Genomic DNA, 16,492 nt, shown 5'->3' with positions numbered 1-16,492 from the left:
CCAGGTCGATGTGACGCCGGTCACATTTGTCGATTCCATCCGGAATTACAGCCCGCCACCGTGCAGCAGGAGGTTAGGTGTCCTCGACGGATTCTGGCGAATCGCGTCGTGCGTCGTTGTGGACTTCAGCCAAGACGCGAGAGTCGATGGGGCCGGGGCCGGATGGGACTCCAGGTGGCGGGCCACCGTACCGGCCGCGAGGGGAGAGGTCACGACGAGCACGCCGGACCTGAGCAGGCGGCGCGTGGCGGCCTCGACGGCGGGGGAGTCCCCGGCGGAGACGGCCAGGACGGCCACGGCGGGACGTCTCGCGTGGCCTCGCACCCAGTCGAGCCCCGCGACCACGTCGGACAGCGGCCCCGAGCCGTCGCAGCCGAGCACCTTGACCGAGGCGACGCGCGCGCCGGGCGCCACGCCGTACCTCCTGCCCGCGACGAGCGCGGCGGCCCTCGTGCCGTGACGGCCGCAGGCCCGCTCGCGAGAGCCGGCGACGCCGGGAGCGCGCTCACGACCGCCGGTGACGTCCGAGCCCTGCCCGTGACCCCCGGTGGCGGAGCCCCGCCCGCGACCGCCGGTGGTGTCCGGGCGATGCCCGTCACCTCCGGTGGTGGAGCCCTGCCCGTGATGGCCGGCGTCCGGGCTCTGTCCGTGATCGGCGGCGGCGTCGGAGGCGCGCACGCGGGGGCCGGTGGCGTCGAAGGCGCGCCACGCCCTGTCGCCGAACTGCTTGCGGGTGACGTCCACGCCGGTGTCGAGGACGTAGACGGTGACGCCTTCGCCGGCGAGCGAGGGCCTGGACGGCTCGCCCAGCGGGGGCAGGCCGAGCGCGCGGACCTCGCGGTCGGGCTCCACCGATCGCACCCTCGCGTCGGCGCGCAGGGCCGCCGCCTCGTGGTCGGTCAGCCAGGTCGCGAACCCGGGCAGGGCCGAGGTGTAGTAGCGGCGCACGCGCAGGTGACCGTCGGTCAGCAGGGCGCGGGCCTCGGCCCTGCCCGCGGCGGTCACGAGATAGGGGCGCGCGGGCAGGTCGGAGACGGGCGCGGAGGCGGCGGGGGCGATGACGGAGGCCACCACGGGAGCCGCTGTCGTCACGGCCGTCGCCAGGGCCGCGGCGGCGTACACGGAAGGGAGACCGAATCGGCGGGGCACGGCTGTCGAATCTGCCTGTCACGCAGGTCACAGGAACAACAAGACACGCCGCCGCGTCTATTACGAGAAAGCTCTTTACCGAACGCGTGACAAGAGGGGACTGATCCGGGGGATGAGCGGCGAGCAGCCCAGGTTCGAGCTGAGCGTGCCGCAGATCGCAGGGGGAGCACTGGCCGCGGTGACCGCGGCGGTGGCGGCGTCGTACCTCGGGGTGGCGGGGACGTTCGTGGGAGCGGCGGTGGCGAGCATCGCCAGCACCATCGGCGGCGCGGTGTACACGCACTACCTGAAGCGGGCCAACGAGCAGATCAAGCAGCACACGGTGATCGCGTGGAAGGACAGGGAGGACACGGCGCCGATCCACGTGGACGGTGAGGGCGAGCTGGCCACGGCCGTGCAGGCCACCGTCCGCCCGGACGAGCCCCACTCCGACACGCTGGTGATGGCCCCAATCGAGCGGCGCAGGCGGATCCCGTGGGCGCGGCTGCTGGCGGCGGCCGCCCTCGTCTTCACGATCAGCACCGGCGTGATCCTCGCCTACCAGGGCGTGTCGGGTTCACGGGTGGACGAGCAGACGAGGGGCGCGCGCGACGTGCCGGCGGTCGAGCACCACAGGGCGCCCCAGAACGAGCGGGAGGACGACGCGCCCGTCGCGCCGCCCACGTCGAAGAGTCCAGAGGCGCCGAGCCAGACGCCCACTCCCACCCCCACCTCCACGCCAACGCCGACACCGACGCCCAGCGGCACGCCGACACCGGCGCCGACCACCGAGGAGCCCACGGCGACCCCCACTCCTGGCGAGAGCGCTCCGGGCGAGGAGCCCACGGGGAGCGAGGAGCCCACGCAGGACCAGGGCGACAGGGGCCCCGACCCCGATCAGAGCGCTCCCGCGCAGGACCGGCTCGAGAGCGTCCCCGAAGCTCCCTGACTTCGTAGGATGCCGAAGGTGAGCGCACGTGAGGCAGAGGAGTTCGAGAGCTTCAGGCCGCGCCTGTTCTCGCTGGCCTACCGGCTCCTCGGCTCGGCCGCCGAGGCCGAGGACGCGGTGCAGGACGCCTACCTGCGATGGCACGCCGCCGACAGGGCCGCGATCGAGACCCCTGCGGCCTGGCTGACCAGGGTCGTCACGAACCTGTGCCACAACCGCATGGCCTCAGCCAGGGTCAGGCGCGAGGCCTACGTGGGTCCGTGGCTGCCCGAGCCCGTCATGACCGAGGGCGCGCGGCTCGGGCCGATGGAGAGCGCCGAGCAGCGGGAGGCCGTCTCCATGGCGATGCTGCTGCTCCTCGAACGCCTCACCCCCGCCGAGCGGGCGGCGTTCGTGCTGAGGGAGGCCTTCGGCCACAGCCATCGTGAGATCGCCGCCGTCCTGGAGATCTCCGAGGCCGGCGCGCAGCAGCTCTACCATCGCGCCAGGGAACGGGTCGCCGAGGGCCGTCCGCGCTTCCGCGCCACCCGCGCGGAGGGCCGCGCCATCGCCGAACGCTTCCTGCGCGCCGCGGCGGTCGGCGACCTACGGAGCCTGGAGTCGCTGCTGGCCGCCGACGTGGCGGCATGGGCCGACGGCGGCGGCAAGTCCACCGCCGCCCGCCGCGTCATCGTGGGCGCGGCCAAGGTCGCCCGCTACCTGGGCTCGTGGGTGGAGAACGGCGCGGCCGAGATCGGCGTCGCCATCGGTGAGGTCAACGGCCAGCCCGCCCTGTACGGCGTGGCCGAGGGCCGCCTGCTCGGCGTTATGGTGCTGGAGATCACCGACGGCCTGGTCAGCACGGTCAGGACGGTCGTCAACCCCGACAAGCTCGTCCACATGAGCGCGCGGCTGCGCTCTCAGGGGCCGAGCACGGTGTCCAGATAGGGGTTGGCGAACAGCCTCGCGGGATCGAGCCTGTCGCGCAGCGACACGAAGTCGGCGAAACGCGGATAGACCTTGCCCAGGTAGGCGGCGTCGCGGGTGTGGAGCTTGCCCCAGTGAGGACGCCCGTCCAGGCGGGTCATGATCTCCTCGACGCCCTCGAAGTAGGCGGGGTTCGGGGTCGGCCGGTAGACGTGGCAGGCGATGTAGGCCGACGGCCTGCCGTACGCGGTCGACAGCCACGCCTCGCTCGGCGGCGTCACCCGCACCTCGATGGGGAAGGTGATCTTCCAGTCCATGCGCTCGACGAGGTCGCGGGTCTCCCTCAGCGCCTGGCCGAGACGCTCGCGGGGGACGGCGTACTCCATCTCGAGGAAGCGCACGTCACGGACCGAGGTGAAGATCTTGTAGGAGGTGTTCACCGACTCCGAGTCGCCGAGGAAGGCCGCGGAGACGGCGTTCAGCCGGGGAATGGCGGCGGGGAAGCGGCCGCCCACCCCGCACAACGCCCCGAACAGGGTGTTCTCCAGGAAGACGTTGTCGAGCCAGTGCTTCAGCGCGGCCGGCGGCCTGGCCGGGCCCGGATGCCGGTTGTTGGACTTGACCAGGCAGGCGTCGGTGTGCGGCAGCCAGAAGAAGTCGAGGTGCTCGTTGGCCGAGGTCATCGCGTCGAGCCTGTCGAGGATCTCGCTCAGCGGCATCGCCTGGCGCCTGTTGTGCAGCAGGAAGGAGGGCTCCACCCGCAGCGTGACGGCCGTCAGCACGCCCAGCGCGCCGAGCCCGACCCTGGCCGCGTCGAACAGGTCCTCGCCGGGCGCGGCGGTCACGACCGAGCCGTCGGCGAGCACCATCTCCAGCTTGAGCACCTGGTCGGCCAGGCCGCCTGTGTCGCGCCCCGTGCCGTGCGTGCCGGTCTGGATCGCGCCGGCGACGGTCTGCGCGGTGATGTCGCCCATGTTGGCCAGGGCCAGGCCGCGCCTGTCGAGCTCCTCGTTGAGCACGCTGAGCGGGGTGCCTGCCAGCACGCAGACCGAGCTGGAGCCGTTGTCCTTGGTGATGGAGCGGATGCCGGTCAGGCCGTGGGGGCGCAGCATGATCCCGTCGGTGAGGGCCACCCCCGTGAAGGAGTGACCCGTGCCGACCATGCGGACGCGGCGCCCGCTCTCTGTGGCCTCCCGTACGGCCAGCGCCACGTCCTCCACCGAGGACGGGGTGCGTGTCTCTGCAGGGGTGCCCGACTGGTTACGGGCCCAGTTCGTGAAGGCCATGCACCCCTCCTGCGAATGACGTTCGGTTAAACGCGAACGATACTCACTTCTCCCAGCCTTCGGGAACGGGGAAGATGTCGCCGGGCTCGAGCTTCTGGTCCTTGATCAGCTCGGAGACGGTCACCAGATGGTAGCCCTTGTTCTGCAGCGTCTTGATGAGCGAGGGCATCGAGTCCACCGTCTGCTTCACCCAGTCGTGCATGAGGACGATGCTGCCCTGCTTGGCCACCGCGAGCGTCTGCTTCTTGATGGCCTCCTCGTTCTTGGACTCCCAGTCGCGCGACCCGCCCGTCCACAGGATCATCGGCATCCCGAACTCCGCGGCGATGTCGGAGACCTGGAGGTCGGCCATGCCGTACGGCGGGCGTAGCAGCTTGGGCTCGACGCCCGTGACCTGCTTGACGATGTCCTGCGTCTTCTGGATCTCGCTCCGGATGGCCGCCGGACCGATCGTGGTGAAGTTCGGGTGGCTGTAGCTGTGGTTGCCGAGCTCGTGCCCCTCGACCGCCATGCGCTTGGCGAAGGCGGGGCGCGACTTCACGTACTGACCCTCGAGGAAGAAGGTCGCCTTGGCGTTGTGCTTCTTCAGTGTGTCGAGCAGCTCGCCCGCGTACTTGCCCGGCCCGTCGTCGAAGGTCAGGGCGATGCACTTGACCTGCGTGCAGTCGACCTCCTTCTCCTTCGGAGCGGCGGACGCGGCCCCTGGGGTCAGAGTGATAGCAACAACCGCAATAGCCAGAAGTGAAGCAAAATGTCGGGACATAACAGACTTTCCTGTGTGGAGGGTGTGTCTGAGGGGATCTCCCGACCGTAGCGGATCACCCTTTGGCGGGTGAAGGAGCCTCGGGAAGTCTCAGCAAACCCGAACCTCCGATGCCCACGATCGCCGCCAGCAGCGCGCACGCGAGCGAGAAGCCGTAGGCGTTGGAGGCGCCGAACGCCTCGGTGAGCCGTCCGCCCGCCCACGCGCCGACCGCCACGCCGAACCCGATGGAGGTGGAGATCCACGCCATGCCCTCGGTGAGCAGGGACGGGGGTACCAGGCGCTCGGTGAGCGAGAAGCCGGTGATGAGGGTCGGCGAGATCGCCAGCCCCGCGACGAACAGGCCGATCGCCATGACGGGCGCGCTGCCGATGAAGGCGATCGGCAGCAGCCCCACCGCGAACACGATGATCGCCCTGACGAACCTGGTGCGCAGGGAGAGCTGCCACGCGCGCGAGCCGAACCACAGGCCCGACACCATCGAGCCGCCGGCGAAGGCCGCGAGCAGGAAGCCCGCGGCGCCCTTGACGCCCTGCTCCTCCGCGAAGGCGACGGTGATCAGGTCGACGGAGCCGAAGACCGCGCCGAGCGCGAGGTAGACGCACGACAGCAGGGCGATGGCGGGGATGGTGATCGGGCTGCCGCCGGCGTGCCGTACGCCGGTGATGGGAGGTTCGGTGCCGCGCTGCATCGCGAAGACCAGCGAGCCGCCCAGCATGAACACCAGCGCCGCGATCAGCCCCGCGTACGGGTTGATGGCCGTCGCCAGCACCGTCACCATCGCGGGCCCCGTGACGAAGATGACCTCGTCGGCCACCGACTCGAAGGCGAAGGCGGTGTGCAGCTTGGCCGAGCCGCCCAGCAGGTTCGACCAGCGGGCGCGCACCATCGAGCCGAGCGAGACGGAGGTGGCGCCCACGACGAAGCCGGTGGCGTAGAGGGTCCAGTGCGGCAGGCCCCACAGCGCGCACAGCATGAGCGCGACCAGCGCGGCGCCGTTGACGAGGGCGAGCGGCGTGACGACCCTGGCCTGCCCGAACCTGTCGACCAGGCGGCCCGACAGCGGGGCGGCGACGGCGTAGGAGACGTTCGTGGTGGCGGCGACCGCGCCTGCCGTGGCGTACGAGCCGGTGATCATCGAGATGAGGAGGATGATCCCGATGCCCAGCATGGACATCGGCATCCTGCCGATGAATCCCGCGACGACGAATCCCTTAGCCCCGGGCGTGTCGAACAGCCCTCGGTACGGCCCTACCACTGCGTCTCCCCACTCTTCAAGCGCCCAACCTTTACGCACCGTCTGTCCGGACAGCAAGTGATTTTCCGCGCGATCGTCTAACGTGTGCCGAGTGTCTGCTCTTCCCTCTGTCCGCGGGTTCCTGATCGTCACGGCCGTCGTGGTGTCGGTGGGTGCGGCGGGCGCGTTCGCTCTCGTGCTGAACGAGGAGAAGACCGCCACCTCCCGCTCCACCTCCGCCTCCGCCTCCGCGCCCACCGTCGAGCTCAAGGACGAGACCCCCCGGCTGGAGACGATCGAGCCGGTGCGGCGGTTCGGGCAGGGCGGCCCGGGGGTCACGGTCACCCCGCCGCGCCTGCTGGCCATCGCCCCTGCCACGGTGCCGAAGAAGACCCGCTACGCGCTGTCGCGGCTCAAGCACGTGCAGAAGGTCATCGTGGTCGACGCGGGCTCGGTCAAGGTGGCGGGCACGGCGGTGAACCTGCTGGCGGTCGAGCCGGCGGAGTACCGCTCCTGGACGCCGCAGGCGGTCGCCGACCAGCCCGAGGTGTGGAGCGCGCTGGCCAGGGGCGAGCTGGTCGCCGACACCACCGCCGTGCGCAGGTTCGGCATGGCGCTCGGCGCCTCCTACCAGGTCGACGGCGGGCCCAGGCTGCGGGTGGCGGCCTCGGCCACACTCGGGCTGCCCGGCGTGGACGGCATCGTCAGCGCCGAGGTCGGCCGCTCGCTCGGCCTGATGCAGGGCGTCGCCGTGCTCCTGCACGGCAAGGAGGGCAAGATCCGCGAGGCGGCCGTGCGCAAGCTGCTGGGCAAACAGGTCCAGGTGCTTCCGGTCGGCGCCGGCGCCGTCGCCCCGCAGCCCGTGGCGGGACAGCAGCAGGCGGGCAACCAGCAGGCGGGAAGCCCGCAGGCCGACAAGCAGGTCGTACGGCAGGGCAGCTACCTGGAGCTGTACAAGGCCGCCGCCACCCGCTGCCCCGGCCTGTCATGGACGGTGCTGGCCGCGATCGGGCAGGTGGAGAGCTCGCACGGGCGCAACAACGGCCCTTCGAGCGCGGGCGCGCTCGGCCCCATGCAGTTCATGCCCGCCACCTGGAAGGCCTACGGCGTGGACGGCGACGGCGACGGCATCAAGGACATCTGGAGTCCCTACGACGCCGTGCCGGGCGCCGCCAACTACCTGTGCGCCAACGGCGCGGGCCAGGGCGGGCAGAAGCTGCGCAAGGCCGTGTGGTTCTACAACCACTCGTGGGCGTACGTGAACAAGGTCCTCGGGCTCTCGGAGGCCTACGCCCGCACCTACGCCTGACCCCTGCGCCCGGTCCCTGCGCCCGGTCCCTGCGCCCGGTCCCTGCGCCCGGTCCCAGCGCCCGGTCCCTACGCCTGGCGCCGCACGGGCGCGGGGCAGCAGGTCAGGGCGCACGGCACCGGCTCGGGCTCGGCCATCAGCTCGCCCACCATCCGGACGAAGGCCGGGTGCGTGCCCGCCGTGGCCGCCCGCTCCAGCGGCAGGCCCAGCTCGGCGGCCAGCTGCCTGGCCTCCACGTCGAGGTCGAAGACGACCTCCATGTGGTCGGAGACGAACCCGATCGGCACCAGCACCACCGCGGGAGCGCTGGTCTTCCTGAGGTGGTCGAGCACGTCGGGCTCCAGCCACGGCACCTGGGGAGGGCCGCTGCGCGACTGCCAGACCAGCTCCCACGGCTGGTCGCGGCCGAGCGCCCTGCTGACCAGCTCGGCCGACCTGCGCAGCTGCGCCTCGTAGAGCCCGCCGGACGGGCCCGCCGTCTCGGCCATCGACACCGGGATGCTGTGCGCGGTGAACACCAGCCTGGCGTCGTCGCGGCCCAGCCTGTCGAGCGCCTGCCTGGTGTGGTCGGCCATCGCGGCGACGAAGCCAGGATGGTCGCCGAAGTGCCGCATCTTGACCAGCTCGGGCCCGCCCTCGACGGAGATGCGCGCGATGTCCTCGTAGTACTGGCGGCAGCTGGAGTACCCGGCGAAGGCGGAGGTGGCGAAGACCGCCGCCTTCCTGACGCCGTCGGCCTTCATCCGGCGCACGGTGTCCTCGCCGAAGGGCTGCCAGTTGCGGTTGCCCCAGTAGATCGGCACGTCCAGCTCGGGCCGCAGCGCCTCGATCAGGTCGCGGTTCTGCCCGTTGATCGGGCTGACCCCGCCGAAGGACTGGTAGTGCTCGGCCACCTCGAGCAGCCGCTCGCGTGGCACCCCTCTGCCCCGCACGACGTTCTCCAGGAACGGCATCACGTCGTCGGGCCCCTCGGGACCGCCGAAGGACAGCAGCAGCAGTGCGTCGTAGTTCCCCACGCTGGTAAGCCTATGGGGGTCAGCATGTAGGTTCGGGACGTGAGCGCATTCAAGGATATTCGTGACTATGTGGCCATCCCTCGAGTCCTTTCGCTGAAGCTGTCGCCGGACGGATCCCGGCTCGTCAGCGCCGTTCAGTCGCTCAATCCCGACGGCAAGTCCTACGGCACCGCGCTGTGGTCGCTGCCGCTGGACGCCGAGCCGTATCGGCTGACGAGGAGCGCCAAGGGAGAGACGGGCACCGAGTTCACCGCGGCGGGTGACGTGCTGTTCACCTCCCGCCGTCCCGACCCCACGGTCAAGGACTCCGACGAGGAGGTGCCCGCGCTCTGGTTGCTGCCGCGCGGCGGCGGCGAGGCGCGGCAGGTCGCCACCCGCCCCGGCGGCATCGGCGCGGCGAGGACGGCAGGCGACGTCGTCGTGTTCGCCTCCGACGTGCTGCCCGGCGACGAGGCCACCGACGAGGAGCGGCGCAAGGCCCGCAAGGACGCGGGCATCAGCGCGATCCTGCACGAGGGTTACCCGGTCCGCTACTGGGACCACGACCTCGGGCCGGGCCGTACCCGCCTGTTCGCGGCCAGGCTGGGCGCCGACCGGCTGGAGGACGTCCGTGACCTGACCCCTGACTCGGGCAGTCACCTCGACGACCACCTGGACTTCGCGCTCACCCCCGACGGCGCCACCGTGGTCACCACGTGGACGGTGCCGCTCGGCGCGGGCCGGCAGCGCACCGAAATCGTCGCCATCGACGTGGCCACCGGCGAGCGGCGCACGCTCTTCGCCGCCGCCGACCACGACTTCGAGGGGCCGCTGCGGATCTCGCCCGACGGCGCCCGCGTGGCCTGCTCGCGCAGCCGCCACACCGCGCTCGACCTCTCGGCCCGCTCGGAGCTGTGGATCGGCGAGCTGGCCACCGGCGAGGGCAGGGCCTACGCCGACGACCTGTTCCCCATGGACCTCGCGTGGGCGCCCGACTCGAGCGCCGTCTACCTCGCGGCCGACCACCAGGGCCGCCGCCCCGTCTTCCGGGTGTCCCTCGACGGCGCCTTCGACAGGCTCACCACCGACGACGCCGCCTACCTCGCGCTCAACGCCTCGCCCGACGGCCGCTTCGTCTACGCGCTGCGCAGCGGTTACCACGCCCCCGCCACCCCGGCCAGGATCGACGTGGCCACCGGCGAGGTCGTCGAACTGCCCTCTCCCGGGCCCGCGCTGGAGCTGCCGGGCACGCTCACGGAGATCTCGGCGCTGGCCGACGACGGGCAGGAGATCCGCGGCTGGCTGGTGCTGCCGAAGGACGCCTCGGCCGAGAACCCCGCGCCCTTCCTGCTGTGGATCCACGGCGGTCCCGTCTCCTCGTGGAACGACTGGTCCTGGCGCTGGAACCCGTGGATCATGGCGGAGAACGGCTACGCGGTCCTGCTGCCCGACCCCGCGATGTCCACCGGGTACGGCCAGCACATGATCGACCGAGGCTGGGGCGACTGGGGCCCCCGCACGCTGGCCGACCTCGACGCCATCGTCGACCAGACCCTGAAGCTGCCCGAGGTGGACGACACGCGGCTGGCCGCGATGGGCGGCTCCTTCGGCGGCTACATGGCCAACTGGGTGGCCGGCCACTCCGACCGCTACCAGGCGATCGTCACCCACGCCTCGCTGTGGAACCTCGACCAGTTCGCCGGCACCACCGACGCGTCGATGTACTGGCAGCGGGAGTTCGGCGTGCCGGGCTCGGAGCGCTACACCAGGCTCTCGCCGCACGCCGCCCTCGACAAGATCACCACCCCGATGCTGGTCATCCACGGCGACAAGGACTACCGGGTGCCGATCGGCGAGGGCCTGCGCCTGTGGTGGGACCTGCAGCGCAGCAACGTCGACTCCAAGTTCCTCTACTTCCCCGACGAGAACCACTGGGTGCTCAAGCCAGGCAACGCCGTCGCCTGGTACGAGACGGTCCTGGCCTTCCTGGCCCAGCACGTGCTCGGCCAGGAGTGGAAGCGGCCGGAGTCGGTGGCGTGACGGACTTCCTCACCCTCGCCGAGGACATCGCCCGCGAGGCGGGGGACATGCTCCTGGCCAAGCGGCCCTCCAACCCCGAGGTCGTGCAGACCAAGTCCAGCCCCACGGACGTGGTCACCGCGCTCGACCGCGCCTCGGAGGAGCTCATCCGCGCCCGCGTCAGGCAGGCCAGGCCGGATGACATGATCCTCGGCGAGGAAGGCGGCGACACCCCCGGGACCTCGGGGGTGCGCTGGGTGGTCGACCCCATCGACGGCACGGTCAACTTCCTGTACGGCCTGCCCGAGTGGGCGGTCTCCATCGCCGTCGAGGTCGACGGCGAGATCGTCGCGGGAGTGGTCAACGTGGCGCCGCGAGGGGAGTTGTTCAGCGCCTCCCTGGGCGGCGGCGCCGTCCTGCACAAGGACGGCCTCGCGCTCTCGCGGCTGCGCTGCAACAGCGGCGTGCCGCTGGGCCAGGCCCTCGTGGCCACCGGCTTCGGCTACGACGCGACGCGGCGCGCGGTGCAGGGCTCGGTCGTCTCCGCCGTGCTGCCGGCGGTGCGCGACATCAGAAGGGGCGGCTCGTGCGCCATCGACCTGTGCTCGGTGGCGGCGGGCAGGGTGGACGCCTACTACGAGCGCGGGATCAACTACTGGGACTACGCCGCCGCGGGCCTGATCGCCCGCGAGGCGGGGGCCAGGCTCGGCGGGCTCAACGGCAAGGGGCCCAGCAGCGAGTTCACGCTGTGCGCGGCGCAGGGACTGTTCGAGGAGCTGCACGACCTGCTGGTGCCCCTCGGCCCCGAGCGCGACTCGTGAGCGCCAGCCCCTGAGCCACGCGGAGAACGGCCGGAGCCCCCGGGGGCCCCGGCCGTTCTCTCAGGCGTGCGGTTCAGCGCGGCAGGAGGACGCCGTGCTCGTCTGCCAGGCGGCGCAGGTCCTCGATCTCGGCGGTGAGGGTGTCGGCGAGGTAGTCGTCGCCGACGGACCTCGCCTCGTCGAGACCCCTCTTGGCCTGGCAGAGGCGGCGTTCGATCGTGGTCGTGAACTCGCCCATCTCACCTTCTCTCTCAGCAACATCACGGGGGGCGCCGAGCGTGCGGTCACAGGGGTTCCGGGCACGCGGCGATGGGTGTCCCGCGGGTCTACCCACAACGGCGCCGATCCGAAACCTCCGGCTTCGTGTGCCCTGCGTCACGGCCGCTTCGTCGATGGCTTACCGTGCGTTTATCGGGGATGTGGTCAAAATGAGGGCCGGATCCAGAGATGGGGAGAGGTGCCAGGGGCCGTGCGGGTGCTTGTGGTTGAGGACGAGCGGGTGCTCGCGGACGCGATCGCGACTGGGCTGCGCCGCGAGGCCATGGCCGTGGACGTCGCCTACGACGGCGGAACGGCGCTGGAGAAGACCTCCTACATCGACTACGACGTGATCGTGCTGGACAGGGACCTGCCCGTGGTGCACGGCGACGAGGTGGCGCGCAGGCTGGTCTCCGAGCGCAGCGCCTCGCGCATCCTCATGCTGACGGCCGCGGGCGACGTCGACGACAAGGTCGAGGGCCTCGGCCTCGGCGCCGACGACTACCTGGCCAAGCCGTTCGTCTTCATCGAGCTGGTCGCCAGGGTGCGGGCGCTGGGCCGCAGGTCGGCCCCCGCGCTGCCGCCCGTGCTGGAGAGGGCGGGCGTGCGGCTCGACCCAGGCAAGCGGCTGGTGGAGCGCGACGGCAAGGAGATCGTGCTGACCAAGAAGGAGTTCGCGGTCCTCGAGGAGCTGCTGCGCGCCGACGGCGCCGTGGTCAGCCAGGAGGACCTGCTGGACAAGGCGTGGGACGAGAACATCGACCCGTTCACCAACGTCGTGCGCGTCACCATGATGACGCTGCGCAAGAAGCTGGGCGAGCCGCAGGTGATCGAGACCGTTCCGGGAGTGGGATACAAGTTGTGAGCGAGAAGCCGGATCGCCCGGCCGTGCCGACCCATCCGATGATCAGCCCTCACTCGGAGCGGACCAGCATGACGAGGGCGAGGAAGGAAGAACCGGACGCAGGGGGAGGCTGGGGCGGGCTGCCTCCCGTCCAGGCCGTCGGCGAGGACACGCTCGGCGAGCGGATCAGGGCGATGCGCGACAGGGTGAGCATCAGGTGGCGGCTCACCCTCACCTACGGGGCGCTGTTCTTCATGGCGGGCGCCGTGCTCCTGGTGGCGATGCACCTGATCGTCAGGTCGGTGCTCGACAGCCTCTCCTTCACGCTGAGGCTGCCCGCGGGCTCGCCGCCGTCGCTGGCCGACTGGCTCAACGAGCAGTCGGAGCTGCTGGCCAACAACAACACCAACGCGGTGCTGGAGTACCTCGTCAGGCAGTCGGTGATGGTGCTGATCGGGGTCGGGATCCTGGCGCTGATCCTCGGCTACTTCGTGGCCGACAGGGCGCTGCGCCCCGTCGCGCAGATGACCGCGACGGCGAAGAAGCTCTCCGAGAGCAACCTGGCCCACCAGCGCATCGACCTCAAGGGGCCCCAGGACGAGCTCAAGGAGCTGGCCGACACCTTCGACGCCATGCTGACCAGGCTCAACGTCGCCTTCGACACCCAGCGCAGGTTCGTCGCCAACGCCTCGCACGAGCTGCGCACGCCGCTCACCATCAACAGGACGGTCCTGGAGATCGCCCTGTCCGACCCTGAGGCGTCCGAGGATCTGAAGGCGCTCGGCCGTACCCTCCTCGAGGTCAACGCGCGCAACGAGAAGCTGATCGAGGGCCTGCTGCTGCTGGCGCGCAGCGAGCGCGAGCTCGCCGTGCGCAAGCCCGTGGACGTCAGGGAGGTCGCGCAGACCGCCGTGGAGCAGCTGGCGCCCTTCGCCGCCGAGAGCGGCGTGACCGTCACCACCGACCTGTCGGCGGCGCCCACGGTGGGGGACCCCGTGCTGCTGGAGCGCTCCATCAGCAACCTGCTGGAGAACGCCGTCAAGTACAACGTGCAAGAAAACGGAAAAGTGTGGATCCGCACGGGAATGGCGGACGGGGCACTGGTTGTTCAGGTGGCCAACACGGGACAGCATGTCCCGGCGTACGAGGTGAACAGCCTGTTCGAGCCCTTCAGGCGGCTCCACGCCGACCGCGTGGACTCGGCGAAGGGATCTGGGCTCGGCCTGTCCATCGTCCGCGCGGTCGTGCAGGCGCACGGCGGAAACGTGGCCGCGGTGCCGCGCGACGGCGGTGGACTTGTCGTGACCATTCGACTCCCTGGGCGGTAGTCCGGCGTGTTGATCTGACGGGGGAGTCTCGTTCACGCCGTACATGTGGTTGGATGTGCCGTCGAACACGGTGGTGCATGCCGCCAATGCTGTGTGTTTCGCCATATTTGGCTAACCACGGGCCGTTGGCAGCACGCCCTTCGTGTAGGGAGGTTCAGTGGCCGTTCCCGCGGGGTACCGATGCACAAATCTCCCTGAAGGAATCGGGCACAAGATGGGCCTCTCGGACGTTAGACACGCGCGACGAGCGCGAAACCATAGATGAGGGGGATGGAGCGAGCACCATGGCTACCGACTACGACAGCCCGCGCAAGACCGATGACGACCTGGGGGAGGACAGCCTCCAGGAACTCCAGGCGCGGCGCACGGACAAGTCATCCGGCAGCATCGACATCGACGAGACCGACCTCGCCGAGTCGCTCGAGCTGCCCGGCGCGGACCTGTCGAACGAGGAGCTGTCCCTGAGGGTGATTCCTCGTCAGGCCGACGAGTTCACCTGTTCACGGTGCTTCCTGGTGCACCACCGCAGCCAGCTGGCCTCCGAGAGGAACGGTCAGCAGGTCTGCAGGGAGTGCGCCGCCTGACGGAGAGGGCAACGCATCGTGTCACCGAAGAAAGAGGAGCGGGACGACTTTGTGAACGACTCTGGACCCGCAGAGTCTCCCGCTGCCTCCGCCGAGGAGAAGGACCCGAACGAAGAGGTCGGCGAGCTCGTCGGACGTCTGGTCCAGGCGGACGAGCTCGAGGGCGGCGAGCGGCGCAGGCTGCTCGGCCGCCTGACCAAGGCCCTGGCCGACGGAGGCAGGAAGGCGGGCGCCTCAGGAGTGGGCAGGGGCCGCTGGCTGGCTGACGTCTTCCTCAGCATCGCGCCCAGAATTCCGATCAGGGACCTGGCCACCCTCTCCGAGCACCACCACGGCCTCACCGGCGAGCAGCTCGCCGACGACCTGGTCCGCACCGCGCAGAAGGCCACGATGACGGTCGGCGCGATCGGCGGGGCCCTGGCCGCCGCCGAGTTCGCCGCCCCGCCCCTGCTGCTGTCGGCGCCGGCCCAGCTCGTGGCCGAGACCATCGTCGTGGCCGCCGTCGAGGTCAAGCTCCTGGCGGAGCTGCACGCGGTCTACGGCATCGACGTGCCCGGCACGGGAACGCAGCGGGCCGTGGCGTTCGCCGCCGCCTGGTCCAAGCAGCGGGGCATCGATCCGCTGGCGCCCGCCTCAGTCACGCTCGCTCTGGGCGCCGCGACCAAGACCGCGCTGCGCAACAGGCTGATGAGAACCCTCGGACGGCACCTGACGACCCTCGGCCCGTTCCTGACCGGCGCGGTGGCCGGCGGCATGCTCAACAGGGCCGCGACCAAGAAGCTCGGCGAGGCGGTCCGCGCGGACCTGCGCATCAAGCGGCCCGCCCTGCCTCGCCCCGCCGGGTCGGCCGAGCTCGAGAGCTGACGTGTCCGGGCGGCGGGCCCTCCCCCGGCCCGCCCCCGGACTCAGCGCGTGCGGAGGCCGTCGAAGGCGATCTTGACGATGGCGTCGGCGAGATCCTCAGCCGACCCGCCGCGCGAGGGCTGGTACCACTCGGTGATCGAGTTGACGGCGCCGAACAGCAGCCGCGTCACGAGCGCGGGGTCCACGTCGGGCCTGACGTGCCCCTCGGCCGCCGCCTCCTTCACCAGGCCGCTGACGAACCTGTCGAACTGCCTGCGCCGCTCCAGCGCGTGCTGCTCGGTGGCGCTGTTGCCGCGCACCCGCAGCAGCAGCGTCACGTACGGCAGGCGCTCCACGAGGATCGACACGCTGCGCCGTACCACCCACTCCAGCCTGGCGATGGCGGGGCCCGAGGTGGCCATGCTGTCGTCGACCATGCTGAACAGTCCGTCGAGCGCCCTGTCCAGTGCCCGCGCCAGCAGCTGCTCCTTGCCGGGAACGTGGTAGTAGATCGCCGACTTGGTCATGCCGAGCGCGCGGGCGAGGTCCTCCATGCTGGTGCCGTCGTACCCGCGCTCGTTGAAGACCGTCACAGCCGCGTGCAGCACGGACTCGGAGTCGTGCCCTCGCCCGCGCTGACGGGCCGGAGTGGTGGTCATGTGGTCGATTATCCCGAAGGTCCGCCATGCGCTGCTGCGTGCCCGCCGACCCGGGGCCGCTCCAGCCGAAGGGCGGCGAGCTCGTCCGGTGACGTCATGGACCCTCCCTCAAGGTACGGCTGCGCCCGCGGAACTCCGCGACCACCCGCCCGTCCTCTCCCCGCACGGTGATGTCGTAGACGCCGCTGCGCCCGAAGCGGGTGCGCTCACGGGCCGAGGCCGTCAGCACCTCGCCCTCCCTCGCGGGGGAGACGAAGATGATCTCCGCGCCCGCCGCCACGGTGACGGGCCCGTGGCTGTTGCACGCGCACGCGAAGGCGGTGTCGGCCAGGAGGAAGACGTACCCGCCGTGACACAGGCCGTGGCCGTTGATCATCGCAGGGGTCACCGTCATGCGGCAGTCGGCGGCCCCTTCGGCCAGCTCGGTCAGCTCGATGCCCAGCGCGGCCGAGGCCGCGTCGTCGGCCATCATCCGACGCGCGCCTTCCACGGATGTCTCCCTTGTCAGCTGACCGAATGTTCGGTAAACACATCATCGTCGGCGGGTCCTGTCAAGGGAGGGA

General features: G+C 70.9%; 17 protein-coding genes. 9 read left to right on the top strand and 8 right to left on the bottom strand.

Features of this window, described 5'->3' with window-relative positions:
* Positions 1–45: 45 nt before the first annotated feature.
* On the bottom strand, positions 46–1,122 hold the full coding sequence (locus ABFX50_RS29285) for a S8 family serine peptidase (protein ID WP_346150710.1): 1,077 nt from the start codon (positions 1,120–1,122) through the stop codon (positions 46–48).
* 139 nt (positions 1,123–1,261) lie between these two features.
* On the opposite strand from ABFX50_RS29285, the gene ABFX50_RS29280 reads away from it, so the two are divergent.
* Both ABFX50_RS29280 and ABFX50_RS29275 read left to right on the top strand, forming a co-directional pair.
* On the top strand, positions 1,262–2,077 hold the full coding sequence (locus ABFX50_RS29280; protein ID WP_183646449.1) for a hypothetical protein: 816 nt from the start codon (positions 1,262–1,264) through the stop codon (positions 2,075–2,077).
* Between the two features lie 9 nt (positions 2,078–2,086).
* Positions 2,087–3,004 carry an RNA polymerase sigma-70 factor gene (locus ABFX50_RS29275; RefSeq protein WP_346150708.1) on the top strand — a complete coding sequence of 306 codons (918 nt, stop codon included), beginning with the start codon at positions 2,087–2,089 and terminating at the stop codon, positions 3,002–3,004.
* Here the strand turns inward: ABFX50_RS29275 and ABFX50_RS29270 are convergent.
* Genes ABFX50_RS29270 through ABFX50_RS29260 form a run of 3 tightly spaced genes read right to left on the bottom strand, consistent with a single transcriptional unit; the run spans position 2,977 to position 6,290 of the window.
* Positions 2,977–4,269, bottom strand: a complete 1,293-nt coding sequence (locus ABFX50_RS29270; protein ID WP_346150706.1) for a D-arabinono-1,4-lactone oxidase — start codon at positions 4,267–4,269, stop codon at positions 2,977–2,979. The genes ABFX50_RS29275 and ABFX50_RS29270 overlap by 28 nt on opposite strands.
* Positions 4,270–4,312: 43 nt before the next feature.
* Complete coding sequence (locus ABFX50_RS29265) at positions 4,313–5,032, bottom strand: polysaccharide deacetylase family protein (RefSeq protein ID WP_346150704.1); 720 nt, start codon at positions 5,030–5,032, stop codon at positions 4,313–4,315.
* A 55-nt stretch (positions 5,033–5,087) separates the two neighbouring features.
* Positions 5,088–6,290, bottom strand: coding sequence for an MFS transporter (locus ABFX50_RS29260; protein WP_346150702.1), 1,203 nt, complete (start codon positions 6,288–6,290; stop codon positions 5,088–5,090).
* A 91-nt stretch (positions 6,291–6,381) separates the two neighbouring features.
* Between ABFX50_RS29260 and ABFX50_RS29255 the strand changes: the two genes are divergently transcribed.
* Positions 6,382–7,578, top strand: coding sequence for a lytic transglycosylase domain-containing protein (locus tag ABFX50_RS29255; RefSeq protein ID WP_346150700.1), 1,197 nt, complete (start codon positions 6,382–6,384; stop codon positions 7,576–7,578).
* A 68-nt stretch (positions 7,579–7,646) separates the two neighbouring features.
* Here the strand turns inward: ABFX50_RS29255 and ABFX50_RS29250 are convergent, their stop codons facing one another.
* Positions 7,647–8,594 carry a ferrochelatase gene (locus ABFX50_RS29250; protein ID WP_346150698.1) on the bottom strand — a complete coding sequence of 316 codons (948 nt, stop codon included), beginning with the start codon at positions 8,592–8,594 and terminating at the stop codon, positions 7,647–7,649.
* Positions 8,595–8,633: 39 nt separating this feature from the next.
* On the opposite strand from ABFX50_RS29250, the gene ABFX50_RS29245 reads away from it, so the two are divergent.
* Positions 8,634–10,613, top strand: coding sequence for a S9 family peptidase (locus tag ABFX50_RS29245; RefSeq protein ID WP_346150696.1), 1,980 nt, complete (start codon positions 8,634–8,636; stop codon positions 10,611–10,613).
* Positions 10,610–11,413, top strand: a complete 804-nt coding sequence (locus ABFX50_RS29240; RefSeq protein WP_346119184.1) for an inositol monophosphatase family protein — start codon at positions 10,610–10,612, stop codon at positions 11,411–11,413. The genes ABFX50_RS29245 and ABFX50_RS29240 overlap by 4 nt, the downstream gene beginning before the upstream one ends.
* 73 nt (positions 11,414–11,486) lie before the next feature.
* On the opposite strand, the gene ABFX50_RS29235 is transcribed toward ABFX50_RS29240, so the two are convergent.
* Entirely contained in the window at positions 11,487–11,651 is a 165-nt protein-coding gene (locus ABFX50_RS29235; protein ID WP_183646425.1) for a hypothetical protein, read from the bottom strand.
* A gap of 231 nt (positions 11,652–11,882) precedes the next feature.
* Between ABFX50_RS29235 and ABFX50_RS29230 the strand changes: the two genes are divergently transcribed.
* The 4 genes from ABFX50_RS29230 (at position 11,883) to ABFX50_RS29215 (ending at position 15,291) form a co-directional block, all read left to right on the top strand.
* A complete protein-coding gene (locus tag ABFX50_RS29230; protein WP_183646423.1) occupies positions 11,883–12,536 on the top strand; it encodes a response regulator transcription factor in 654 nt (217 codons plus the stop codon).
* A 68-nt stretch (positions 12,537–12,604) separates the two neighbouring features.
* Positions 12,605–13,843, top strand: coding sequence for a sensor histidine kinase (locus ABFX50_RS29225; RefSeq protein WP_346150693.1), 1,239 nt, complete (start codon positions 12,605–12,607; stop codon positions 13,841–13,843).
* Between the two features lie 284 nt (positions 13,844–14,127).
* Positions 14,128–14,427, top strand: coding sequence for a DUF4193 domain-containing protein (locus ABFX50_RS29220; protein WP_090929286.1), 300 nt, complete (start codon positions 14,128–14,130; stop codon positions 14,425–14,427).
* 51 nt (positions 14,428–14,478) lie between these two features.
* Positions 14,479–15,291 carry a hypothetical protein gene (locus tag ABFX50_RS29215; protein ID WP_312895500.1) on the top strand — a complete coding sequence of 271 codons (813 nt, stop codon included), beginning with the start codon at positions 14,479–14,481 and terminating at the stop codon, positions 15,289–15,291.
* Between the two features lie 41 nt (positions 15,292–15,332).
* On the opposite strand, the gene ABFX50_RS29210 is transcribed toward ABFX50_RS29215, so the two are convergent.
* Positions 15,333–15,929: a TetR/AcrR family transcriptional regulator gene (locus ABFX50_RS29210; RefSeq protein WP_346150690.1), complete on the bottom strand. Its 597-nt coding sequence runs from the start codon at positions 15,927–15,929 to the stop codon at positions 15,333–15,335.
* Between the two features lie 94 nt (positions 15,930–16,023).
* Complete coding sequence (gene paaI, locus ABFX50_RS29205) at positions 16,024–16,401, bottom strand: hydroxyphenylacetyl-CoA thioesterase PaaI (RefSeq protein ID WP_346150752.1); 378 nt, start codon at positions 16,399–16,401, stop codon at positions 16,024–16,026.
* Between the last annotated feature and the right edge of the window lie 91 nt (positions 16,402–16,492).

The organism is Nonomuraea recticatena (genome assembly GCF_039533245.1).
GTDB lineage: Bacteria > Actinomycetota > Actinomycetes > Streptosporangiales > Streptosporangiaceae > Nonomuraea > Nonomuraea roseola.
Note: the sequence above shows the minus strand (reverse complement) of the source record. Positions and strands in the feature narration are given on the sequence as shown.

Coding starts and splice junctions, on each gene's coding strand:
- ABFX50_RS29280 (WP_183646449.1), top strand. CDS start 1,262: ATGAGCGGCGAGCAGCCCAGGTTCGAGCTGAGCGTGCCGCAGATCGCA.
- ABFX50_RS29275 (WP_346150708.1), top strand. CDS start 2,087: ATGCCGAAGGTGAGCGCACGTGAGGCAGAGGAGTTCGAGAGCTTCAGG.
- ABFX50_RS29270 (WP_346150706.1), bottom strand. CDS start 4,269: ATGGCCTTCACGAACTGGGCCCGTAACCAGTCGGGCACCCCTGCAGAG.
- ABFX50_RS29265 (WP_346150704.1), bottom strand. CDS start 5,032: ATGTCCCGACATTTTGCTTCACTTCTGGCTATTGCGGTTGTTGCTATC.
- ABFX50_RS29235 (WP_183646425.1), bottom strand. CDS start 11,651: ATGGGCGAGTTCACGACCACGATCGAACGCCGCCTCTGCCAGGCCAAG.
- ABFX50_RS29225 (WP_346150693.1), top strand. CDS start 12,605: ATGACGAGGGCGAGGAAGGAAGAACCGGACGCAGGGGGAGGCTGGGGC.
- ABFX50_RS29220 (WP_090929286.1), top strand. CDS start 14,128: ATGGCTACCGACTACGACAGCCCGCGCAAGACCGATGACGACCTGGGG.
- ABFX50_RS29210 (WP_346150690.1), bottom strand. CDS start 15,929: ATGACCACCACTCCGGCCCGTCAGCGCGGGCGAGGGCACGACTCCGAG.
- paaI (WP_346150752.1), bottom strand. CDS start 16,401: ATGATGGCCGACGACGCGGCCTCGGCCGCGCTGGGCATCGAGCTGACC.